Origin of the sequence: Citrobacter sp. NCU1 (assembly GCF_010231475.1) — a bacterium.
Classification (GTDB): Bacteria; Pseudomonadota; Gammaproteobacteria; order Enterobacterales; family Enterobacteriaceae; genus Citrobacter_D.
The window spans coordinates 18,136-27,628 of sequence record NZ_NRDO01000081.1 but is presented as its reverse complement, the minus strand read 5'-3'; the positions used below and the strand labels follow the sequence as shown (position 1 = coordinate 27,628).

The window sequence follows — 9,493 nt, the reverse complement described above, 5'->3', positions numbered from 1 at the left end:
TAGAATACCTGCCTGTCACGCAGGGGGTCGCGGGTTCGAGTCCCGTCCGTTCCGCCACTTATTGAGAGCCCTGAGTTAATACTCAGGGCTTTTCTTTATCTGCGATTTGGTTATTGCTAAATTCGCAAAAATCTTCTGCATTTTTCCCTCTTTTTCCTCATATCTACTACAACGATAATCTTCCTCTGCGAATGAGCAGCATTAATAAAGAGGAATTCAATGACAATCCCTGCATTTGGTTTAGGCACTTTTCGCCTGAAAGACGACGTTGTAATCGCATCCGTAAAAACCGCCATTGAGTTGGGGTATCGTGCTGTCGATACCGCTCAAATCTATGATAATGAAGCGGCTATCGGCCAGGCAATCGCAGAAAGCAACGTTTTGCGAAACGAACTCTACATCACGACCAAGATCTGGACAGAAAATCTGAGCAAGGAGAGGTTGATCCCAAGCCTCAAAGAGAGTCTGAAAAAACTGCGCATGGACTCTGTTGATTTAACGTTAATTCACTGGCCATCACCCAATGATACGGTGTCAGTAGAAGAGTTTATGCAGGCGCTATTGGATGCGAAAAAACAAGGGCTGACGCGTGAAATTGGCGTCTCCAACTTCACTATACCGCTCATGGAGAAAGCGGTTAGCGCTGTTGGTGCCGGGAATATCGCAACGAACCAAATCGAGCTCTCTCCATATCTGCAAAACCGTAAAGTGGTGGATTGGGCGAGTGAACACGGTATTCACATTACCTCATATATGACGCTGGCTTATGGCAACGCGCTGAAAGATGAGATGATTGTCCGTATCGCAACGAAGCATAATGCTACCCCTGCTCAGGTGATTCTGGCCTGGGCGATGGGAGAGGGTTATTCAGTGATCCCGTCCTCAACCCGGCGTGAAAACCTGGCAAGCAACCTGCGAGCGTTGGATCTACAACTGGATACCGAGGACAAAAAAGCGATCGCCGCGCTGGATCGCAACGATCGCCTGGTGAGTCCGGAAGGACTGGCGCCGAACTGGGATTAATTCACCTGCATGCGGGTGGCTACATTGCCCGCATGTTCACTGAGAAAATCGATAAACGCACGGATACGCGGGCTGACCGCTTTATCGCTGTAGTACACCGCGCTAAACGGCATCTCAACCGGTACACGATGTTCGGCGAGCAGTTCAACAAATTCTCCCTGCTCCAGCTCTTTCGCAATCATATAGTCTGACAGGCACGCGATCCCATTGCCGCTCAGACACAGCTGCTTTATCGTCTCTCCGCTATTAGAAGAAAGCCCGCTGGTAATCTCATGAAGCTGCCCATCGCAGCAGAAGACCGGCCAGGTATTCAACGTCGCCGGTTCGGTAAAGCCTAAACAGAGATGATCTTTCAGATCGGCGACAGTTTCGGGTTTGCCATACTGTGCAATGTAATCCGGCGAAGCGATAATTTTGCGATAACTGGTAAACAGTGGGCGAGCGCGAAGGCTGGAATCACTCAGTGTACCTGCGCGGATCGCCACATCAACCTTCCTCTCGATAAGATTGATAAACGTCTCCGAGGAGACCAGCGAAAGGGTGATCTCCGGATAACGTTCGCGAAAAGGCTTGATCAGCGGTGTCAGAAAGTTAAGCGTTACTGGCGTTGCAGCATCTATACGTAGCAATCCACGTGGGGTATTGCGCGTTTCCATAATCTCCGTCTCGGCGGCAGCCATTTCCTGCAATATCGACTGTACGCGCCTGAAATAACGCTCACCTTCCTCCGTGAGACTTAACTGGCGTGTTGTTCGATTAAGCAAACTCACACCCAATTTCATTTCCAGTTTTTTGACAGCACGACTCACTGCGGAGTTCGCCTGACCAAGTTGCTCTGCGGCCCGGCTGAAGCTACCACTTTCCACCACCGCAACAAAAATCGCGAGTTCTTCCGATGTTGCTTTCATTTTTGCACCTGAAGCAAAATTATATTGAGATTTTAGATATTTTTGTTATTAAAGCATCACTGCATACTCCATGTCATCTACTTACTGATGATATGGAGTGACTTATGCCTCTGGCGTTACTTGCACTGACGATCAGTGCCTTTGCAATTGGCACAACCGAATTTGTGATAGTGGGTCTGGTGCCTACCATTGCCGAACAACTGTCGATCTCGTTGCCTTCTGCGGGGTTATTGGTCTCAATCTATGCTCTGGGGGTTGCAATCGGCGCTCCGGTGCTGACAGCATTAACTGGGCGTCTGCCACGTAAACAGCTGCTGGTTGCATTAATGGTTCTTTTTACTGCCGGAAATATTCTGGCATGGCAGGCGCCAGGGTACATGACACTGGTTGTCGCTCGTCTGCTGACGGGACTGGCGCATGGTGTGTTCTTCTCCATTGGCTCGACAATTGCGACAAGTCTGGTGCCAAAAGAGAAAGCCGCGTCGGCCATTGCCATTATGTTTGGCGGCTTAACGGTTGCACTGGTAACCGGTGTTCCGCTGGGAACATTTATCGGTCAGCATTTTGGCTGGCGCGAAACGTTCCTTGCCGTTTCGCTGCTCGGTATCATTGCACTTATCAGCAGTCTGATTTTGATTCCGGCAAATATACCAGGCCGTGCTGCCGCGACGATGCGCGATCAGATACGCGTGTTAACGCACCCACGCCTGCTGATTATCTATGCCATCACTGCGTTAGGTTACGGTGGCGTTTTTACTGCGTTTACCTTTCTGGCGCCAATGATGCAGAACCTGGCGGGGTTTTCACCGGCAGCCGTGAGCTGGATTTTACTGGGATATGGTGTTTCTGTTGCAATCGGCAATATTTGGGGCGGCAAACTGGCGGATAAGCATGGTGCAGTTCCAGCGCTGAAATTTATCTTTGCCGCGCTGGTTGTATTGTTGATGGTCTTCCAGTTCACGGCATCAGTACAATATGCTGCGCTGGCGACCATCCTGGTGATGGGGATCTTTGCTTTTGGCAACGTGCCGGGATTACAGGTGTATGTGGTACAAAAAGCGGAACAATTTACGCCAAATGCCGTGGATGTCGCTTCGGGTTTGAATATTGCGGCATTCAACATTGGGATTGCGATAGGGTCCGTCGTGGGTGGGCAAACCGTACAGCACTTTGGTTTAGCACAAACACCGTGGATTGGTGCAATGATCGTGCTGGGAGCCTTCTTACTCATGGGAGTGAGTGGTAGGCTGGATAAACCGGCACGCATTGCCCTGGGCTAAGCTATTGATGTGAGTGCTTGCTTACAAAACAATATGCAATTGTCCGTTGAAAGTGTGAGCTAAAATCCCTATAACAGTAGAACCAGTCCGGCTCCGGGCTGGTTGACGTTATAGAGGTTTGAAACTCCAAAGTGCGAAAAAACACCTATGCCATGCGCTATGTCGCCGGACAACCTGCAGAACGGATTTTACCGCCAGGGTCGTTTGCGAGTATCGGCAAGGCATTACCCGCCGGAGAGCCGTTAAGCAGTGAAGACCGCATTCGGATCCTGGTGTGGAATATCTTCAAACAGCAGCGTGCCGAATGGCAGTCGGTGCTGAAGAACTTCGGCAAAGATGCGCATCTTGTTTTGCTGCAAGAGGCGCAAACCACGCCAGAACTGGTGCAGTTTGCCACCGCGAACTATCTGGCTGCTGACCAGGTTCCGGCTTTTGTTCTGCCTCAACATCCTTCTGGCGTGATGACGCTTTCCGCCGCTCACCCTGTTTACTGCTGCCCACTGCGCGAACGTGAGCCAATCTTACGCCTGGCGAAATCTGCGCTGGTAACGGTCTATCCGTTGCCGGACACGCGATTATTGATGGTCGTAAATATCCATGCGGTTAATTTCAGCCTGGGGGTTGATGTTTACAGTAAGCAGTTACTTCCTATTGGTGACCAGATTGCACATCATAGCGGCCCGGTGATAATGGCTGGTGATTTCAATGCCTGGAGCCGCCAGCGTATGAATGCGCTGTATCGCTTTGCGCGTGAAATGTCACTTCGTCAGGTTCGCTTTACAGATGATCAGCGCCGTCGGGCCTTTGGTCGTCCTCTCGATTTTGTCTTTTATCGTGGTCTGAACGTTAGTGAAGCCTCTGTACTGGTCACGCGCGCGTCCGATCATAACCCACTACTCGTTGAATTTAGTCCCGGCAAACCTGAGCAATAGGTGTGTCAGGTCTGCCGTAGGGCAGGCCTGTCGCGGTGCTGCCCTTTACCCCCCAACCAGAAAAGGGCAACACAATGACAACACACTCTCATCATGACAACGTCGAAAAACAGTTTGGTTCACAAGCGAATGCCTATTTAACCAGTGCCGTACACGCAACCGGCCGTGATTTACAGCGTCTGGCACAAAGGCTGTCTGCATTTCCTTTGGCTCACGTTCTGGACATGGGGTGTGGGGCGGGGCATGCCAGTTTTATTGCCGCGCATAATGTGCAGAGCGTTGTGGCATATGACTTGTCCTCACAAATGCTGGAGGTAGTTGCGCAAGCCGCGAGCGAGAAAGGGTTGAGCAATATTTCTACGCGTCAGGGGTACGCCGAAAAGTTACCCTTCGACGATCACGCGTTTGATGTGGTTATCAGCCGTTATTCTGCCCATCACTGGCATGATGTCGGCATGGCGCTGCATGAGATGTGCCGTGTATTGAAACCGGGTGGTAGACTGATAATGATGGATGTGATGTCGCCGGGGCATCCGGTTCGCGACATCTGGTTGCAGACGGTTGAAGCGTTGCGTGATACCTCGCATGTGCGTAACTATTCAAGTGGTGAGTGGCTCTCTTTAATTAATAATGCGAATTTGGTCGTCGACTCGTTGCTGACCGATCGTTTGCCCCTGGAGTTCGGCTCATGGGTAGCACGGATGCGCACACCGGCCGCATTAGCACAAGCCATACGCATATATCAGAAGAGCGCGTCGGAGGAGGTGAAGGGCTACTTTGCGTTGCAGGAGGACGGTTCCTTTACCAGCGACACTATCATGATTGAAGCGCGTAAAGCGTAAATAAAAAAGGCACCGGGGGGAACCGGTGCCTTTTTCACATTATGCTGATCAGGAATCTGGCATACCGTTGTTTTTCACAAACAACGTTAGCTGATCGCCAGGCTGCAGATTATCCGTATCGTTGTTCCAGCGCATCACATCTTTGATGTTAACGCCGTGACGTTTAGCGATGCTCGAAAGAGAATCCCCTTTACGCACACGATAGGTAATACTGTCGCTGTTGTTAGCCAGTCGCTGCGCGCTAGTGCCCGCGCCAACCGTCAAACTTTGTCCCACTTTCAGACTGGAACCACGCAGGTTGTTCCACTGCTTCAGATCGCTTGCTTTTACGCCAAGACGCGAAGCGATGCCCGAAAGCGTGTCACCAGAACGAACCGTGTAGCTACGGCTGTTCAGTGGCGTATTATCTGCAACTAACGTTGACTGTACTGCCGCAATTTCGCCGGAAGCCAGAGATTCACGCAGTTTTGCTGCATGCTTCTTTGGAATCATCACGTATTGCGGGCCGCTTGCACCCAACGTGGAGCCTTTCACGCCAGCATTAAACGTCTTCAGCTTGCTGACGGAAATACCCGCCATATCTGCAACCTGCGCCATCTCTACTGGGCTGCTCAAGCGAACACGCGCCAACGCCCGGCTTTCGTCTGTCGTAGGCAGACGCACGCCATAGCGTTTGCTGTTTTTGAGAATATCGCTCAAAGCCAGCATTTTTGGCACGTACTGTTTCGTTTCCTGAGGCAATGGAAGTGACCAAAAGTCCGTCGCTTTACCACGAGCTTTGTTCGCTTTTATCGCCTTCATAACGCGACCTTCACCGCTATTATAAGCCGCTACGGTCAACAGCCAGTCGCCGTCAAACATTTTGTTCAGACGTTGCATCATGTCCAGCGCCGCTGTTGTGGATGCCACAACATCGCGACGAGCATCATAACTGCGCGTCTGTTTTAAACCATAATTTCGCCCCGTGCTCGGAATGATCTGCCAAATGCCAGCTGCATTGGCGCCAGACGTCGCGTGAGGATCAAAAGCGCTCTCCACTATGGGTAGTAGTACCAGTTCCATAGGCATGTTACGTTGCTTAACTTGCCCGGCTATCCAGTACATATACGGCTCTGCCCGTAAAGTTACATCGTGGAGATAGCTCTTATTACGTAAGTATTTCTGTTTCTGTTCGCGAATCCGGTTATTTTCCGGAATTCCCATCTTTAGCTCGTCACCAATGAAAGCCCACAAATCTTGATCTGGCGCGATAGACGTCCCATCGTCCATCCATCGGGCCTGACTTGTAAACTTTCCTGCTTCCCCTTGACCAGCTGCAGAAAGGCTCTGTGCGTGTTGTTGGACACCAGCGTTCTGAGACGACTGGCACCCTACAAGCAGGACAGAGGCGAGTAATATCGCTTTTGCCTTCATGTGTGTGTCAATAGTTGCTTAAAAGACGACCGATCATAACGGCGAAGTTTGCTAATGACAAGTAGGAATTGTCAGAATCTGTCTTTCTTTGCCCTTAACCAGGCAAAACGGTCTTCAGGGTGTTGCAATATTGTTTCTTTATTTATTTCTTTAATTAAATCAATATCTTCCGTTCTTAAAAAAATATTGTTTCGCCGCTCATTTTGCAGAGTTACGGGGAGTGTTATTTGGTTTTTTGCGCGTAACTCATTAACTTTACGGAAATATTCATTTATGAACGTATCGTGCGGTAGAATGCTTAATGCAAACTTTATATTCGATAAAGTATATTCATGTGCGCTACATACCAGAGTATCGTCAGGAAGTTCGCTGATCTTTTTAAGTGATTGATACATCTGAGATGCTGTTCCCTCAAATAAACGCCCGCATCCTCCTGAAAACAGAGTGTCTCCGCAAAAAAGATAAGGATGGCTAAAGTAACAGATATGTCCTAAAGTGTGACCCGGTGTAGCAAATACACTAAATTCATGCCCTAAAATGAAGACAGAATCGCCATCTTTGACTACCTGAGTCGTTCCCTTATCTTGTGTCTCTGCCGGTCCGTAAACCACAATTTTAGGAAAATACTCACGAAGTTCTTTCACGCCGCCAACGTGATCCTGATGATGATGAGTGAGTAAAATCGCTTCCGGCTGCCATTGATGCTCTGCAATAGCGTCTAACACGGGTTTTGCGTCACCAGGATCGACAATCAGGCAACGTCCTTCATGATTATTAAGAACCCAGATGTAATTGTCCTGAAACGCGGGAATACTGTTAAGATTCATAGATTACCTCTCAAACGTAGCGGAAGGTCGTGATGAAACCGGCAAGGATCCCTCAAACTGCTATAGCACCTGAATGCTGGGGCGATTTGCCCTGGGGTGAGTACTATCGTGAGGCGCTGGAACAACAACTTAACCCGTGGTTCGCTAAAATGTATGGTTTTCACCTGCTTAAGGTTGGCAATTTAAGCGCAGAAATCAACTCGGAAGCGTGCGCTGTCTCCCACCAGGTAAATGTTTCCGCACAGGGTTCGCCGGTACAGGTTCAGGCTGACCCATTGCATCTTCCCTTTGCTGACAAATCTGTTGATGTGTGTTTGTTGGCGCATACGTTGCCCTGGTGCGCCGATCCGCATCGTTTACTTCATGAAGCCGATCGCGTGTTAATTGATGATGGCTGGCTTGTCTTAAGCGGATTCAATCCCGTGAGCCTGATGGGATTACGCAAGTTAGTGCCGGTATTACGTAAAACGAGTCCCTATAACAGCCGAATGTTTACGCTTATGCGTCAGTTCGACTGGTTATCCTTGCTGAATTTTGAAGTGTTGCACTATAGCCGCTTTCACGTTTTGCCCTGGGCAAAGCAAGGTGGGAAACTGTTGAGTGCGCATGTTCCGGCATTAGGTTGTCTGCAGCTCATTGTTGCGCGCAAGCGAACCATTCCGCTCACGCTTAACCCAATGAAACAAAATAAAAACACCGCGCGGATTCGACAAGCCGTCGGCGCAACCCGCCATTACCGTAAGCCCGACGCTTAAGCTTCCGGCTGATATCCGATATCTACCTGAGTGGGATTCATGGCGGCAGCACGCGCAAGTTCATCGCAGCGTTCGTTTTCTGGATGACCAGCATGGCCTTTGACCCATTGCCATTGAATTTGATGCTGGCCTAACGCCGCGTCGAGACGCTTCCAGAGATCAACGTTCTTCACCGGTTTTTTATCTGCGGTTTTCCAGCCACGTTTTTTCCAGTTGTGGATCCACTGGGTAATCCCCTGGCGAACGTACTGGCTGTCGGTACTCAGTACCACTTCGCAGTGTTCTTTCAACGCTTCCAGCGCGACAATGGCCGCCATCAGCTCCATGCGATTATTCGTTGTGAGGGTATACCCTTCGTTAAAGGTTTTTTCGCGGCCGCGATAGCGTAAAATAGCGCCATAACCGCCAGGCCCTGGATTGCCGAGACAAGAACCATCGGTGAAAATTTCTACCTGTTTAAGCATCTCTGGTAGACTTCCTGTAATTTGAAATCGAACTGTAAAACGACAAGTCTGACATAAATGACCGCTATGAGCACTGCAATTACACGACAGATCGTCCTGGATACCGAAACCACCGGTATGAACCAGATCGGCGCGCATTACGAAGGGCACAAGATTATTGAAATTGGTGCTGTCGAGGTCGTCAATCGTCGTCTGACGGGGAATAACTTCCACGTCTATCTTAAACCCGATCGGCTGGTGGACCCGGAAGCGTTTGGGGTGCACGGTATTGCAGATGAATTTTTGCTCGATAAACCGACGTTTGCCGAAGTAGCCGATGAATTTCTCGACTACATCCGGGGCGCTGAGCTGGTTATTCATAACGCGTCGTTTGATATCGGCTTTATGGATTATGAGTTCAGTAAACTCAATCGTGATATCCCGAAAACGAATACCTTCTGTAAAGTGACCGATAGCCTGGCGCTGGCGAGGAAGATGTTTCCTGGCAAGCGTAACAGCCTTGATGCGTTGTGCTCACGCTATGAAATAGACAACAGCAAACGAACCCTGCACGGCGCATTACTCGATGCCCAGATTCTGGCCGACGTTTATCTGATGATGACGGGCGGTCAGACGACGATGGCTTTTACGATGGAAGGGGAAAGCCTGCAGAAGCAGGGTGAGGCAGGGATCCAGCGCATAGTTCGCCAGGCGGGTAGGTTACGTGTTGTTTTAGCGACTGATGAAGAGCTGGCGGCACATGAGTCGCGTCTTGACCTTGTGCAGAAGAAGGGCGGAAGTTGTCTCTGGCGGGCCTAGTTTACCTTTTTACGCGGTAAAAATAACCGTTTGGGCGATTTTTACAGCAAACGATTCAAAACGTGAGAAAAAGCGTTGACGAGATGCGGAGCAATCCGTAATATTCGATTCGTTCCCAAGCGGAACAAACGCGGAGTGGTAGTTCAGTTGGTTAGAATACCTGCCTGTCACGCAGGGGGTCGCGGGTTCGAGTCCCGTCCATTCCGCCACTATTCAGAAGGCCTGAATCAGAAATGATTCAGGCCTTCGTC

10 protein-coding genes and 1 tRNA gene are annotated in these 9,493 nt (G+C 49.9%); 7 read left to right on the top strand and 4 right to left on the bottom strand.

Going from position 1 to position 9,493, the window contains the following annotated elements; translation table 11 throughout:
- Positions 1–219 precede the first annotated feature (219 nt).
- Positions 220–1,023, top strand: a complete 804-nt coding sequence (dkgB, locus tag CJP72_RS21510) for a 2,5-didehydrogluconate reductase DkgB (protein ID WP_162383340.1) — start codon at positions 220–222, stop codon at positions 1,021–1,023.
- Here dkgB and yafC read toward each other — a convergent pair.
- A complete protein-coding gene (gene yafC / locus CJP72_RS21505) occupies positions 1,020–1,931 on the bottom strand; it encodes a DNA-binding transcriptional regulator YafC (RefSeq protein ID WP_162383339.1) in 912 nt (303 codons plus the stop codon). The genes dkgB and yafC overlap by 4 nt on opposite strands.
- A gap of 104 nt (positions 1,932–2,035) precedes the next feature.
- On the opposite strand from yafC, the gene CJP72_RS21500 reads away from it, so the two are divergent.
- The 3 genes from CJP72_RS21500 to CJP72_RS21490 all read left to right on the top strand — a co-directional run bounded on the left by CJP72_RS21500 (position 2,036) and on the right by CJP72_RS21490 (position 4,985).
- Positions 2,036–3,211 carry an MFS transporter gene (locus tag CJP72_RS21500; protein ID WP_162383338.1) on the top strand — a complete coding sequence of 392 codons (1,176 nt, stop codon included), beginning with the start codon at positions 2,036–2,038 and terminating at the stop codon, positions 3,209–3,211.
- Positions 3,212–3,342: 131 nt separating this feature from the next.
- Entirely contained in the window at positions 3,343–4,143 is an 801-nt protein-coding gene (locus tag CJP72_RS21495; protein WP_162383337.1) for an endonuclease/exonuclease/phosphatase family protein, read from the top strand.
- Between the two features lie 74 nt (positions 4,144–4,217).
- The gene (locus CJP72_RS21490; protein ID WP_162383336.1) at positions 4,218–4,985 is read left to right on the top strand and encodes a class I SAM-dependent methyltransferase; all 768 of its coding nucleotides are present in this window, start codon (positions 4,218–4,220) and stop codon (positions 4,983–4,985) included.
- 48 nt (positions 4,986–5,033) lie between these two features.
- Here CJP72_RS21490 and mltD read toward each other — a convergent pair whose 3' ends face one another.
- Positions 5,034–6,398, bottom strand: coding sequence for a murein transglycosylase D (gene mltD / locus CJP72_RS21485; protein ID WP_162383335.1), 1,365 nt, complete (start codon positions 6,396–6,398; stop codon positions 5,034–5,036).
- A 71-nt stretch (positions 6,399–6,469) separates the two neighbouring features.
- Positions 6,470–7,225 carry a hydroxyacylglutathione hydrolase gene (gene gloB / locus CJP72_RS21480; protein WP_162383334.1) on the bottom strand — a complete coding sequence of 252 codons (756 nt, stop codon included), beginning with the start codon at positions 7,223–7,225 and terminating at the stop codon, positions 6,470–6,472.
- Positions 7,226–7,257: 32 nt separating this feature from the next.
- Between gloB and CJP72_RS21475 the strand changes: the two genes are divergently transcribed.
- Complete coding sequence (locus CJP72_RS21475; protein ID WP_162383333.1) at positions 7,258–7,980, top strand: class I SAM-dependent methyltransferase; 723 nt, start codon at positions 7,258–7,260, stop codon at positions 7,978–7,980.
- On the opposite strand, the gene rnhA is transcribed toward CJP72_RS21475, so the two are convergent.
- The gene (rnhA, locus tag CJP72_RS21470) at positions 7,977–8,444 is read right to left on the bottom strand and encodes a ribonuclease HI (RefSeq protein WP_162383332.1); all 468 of its coding nucleotides are present in this window, start codon (positions 8,442–8,444) and stop codon (positions 7,977–7,979) included. The two genes, CJP72_RS21475 and rnhA, sit on opposite strands and share 4 nt — an antisense overlap.
- A 66-nt stretch (positions 8,445–8,510) precedes the next feature.
- Here rnhA and dnaQ point away from each other — a divergent pair, with 66 nt between their 5' ends.
- Both dnaQ and CJP72_RS21460 read left to right on the top strand, forming a co-directional pair.
- Positions 8,511–9,242, top strand: a complete 732-nt coding sequence (dnaQ, locus tag CJP72_RS21465) for a DNA polymerase III subunit epsilon (RefSeq protein ID WP_162383331.1) — start codon at positions 8,511–8,513, stop codon at positions 9,240–9,242.
- 132 nt (positions 9,243–9,374) lie between these two features.
- Positions 9,375–9,451: transfer RNA gene (locus CJP72_RS21460), tRNA-Asp, on the top strand.
- Positions 9,452–9,493: the final 42 nt, after the last annotated feature.

Coding starts and splice junctions, on each gene's coding strand:
- dkgB (WP_162383340.1), top strand. CDS start 220: ATGACAATCCCTGCATTTGGTTTAGGCACTTTTCGCCTGAAAGACGAC.
- yafC (WP_162383339.1), bottom strand. CDS start 1,931: ATGAAAGCAACATCGGAAGAACTCGCGATTTTTGTTGCGGTGGTGGAA.
- CJP72_RS21500 (WP_162383338.1), top strand. CDS start 2,036: ATGCCTCTGGCGTTACTTGCACTGACGATCAGTGCCTTTGCAATTGGC.
- CJP72_RS21490 (WP_162383336.1), top strand. CDS start 4,218: ATGACAACACACTCTCATCATGACAACGTCGAAAAACAGTTTGGTTCA.
- mltD (WP_162383335.1), bottom strand. CDS start 6,398: ATGAAGGCAAAAGCGATATTACTCGCCTCTGTCCTGCTTGTAGGGTGC.
- gloB (WP_162383334.1), bottom strand. CDS start 7,225: ATGAATCTTAACAGTATTCCCGCGTTTCAGGACAATTACATCTGGGTT.
- CJP72_RS21475 (WP_162383333.1), top strand. CDS start 7,258: ATGAAACCGGCAAGGATCCCTCAAACTGCTATAGCACCTGAATGCTGG.
- rnhA (WP_162383332.1), bottom strand. CDS start 8,444: ATGCTTAAACAGGTAGAAATTTTCACCGATGGTTCTTGTCTCGGCAAT.
- dnaQ (WP_162383331.1), top strand. CDS start 8,511: ATGAGCACTGCAATTACACGACAGATCGTCCTGGATACCGAAACCACC.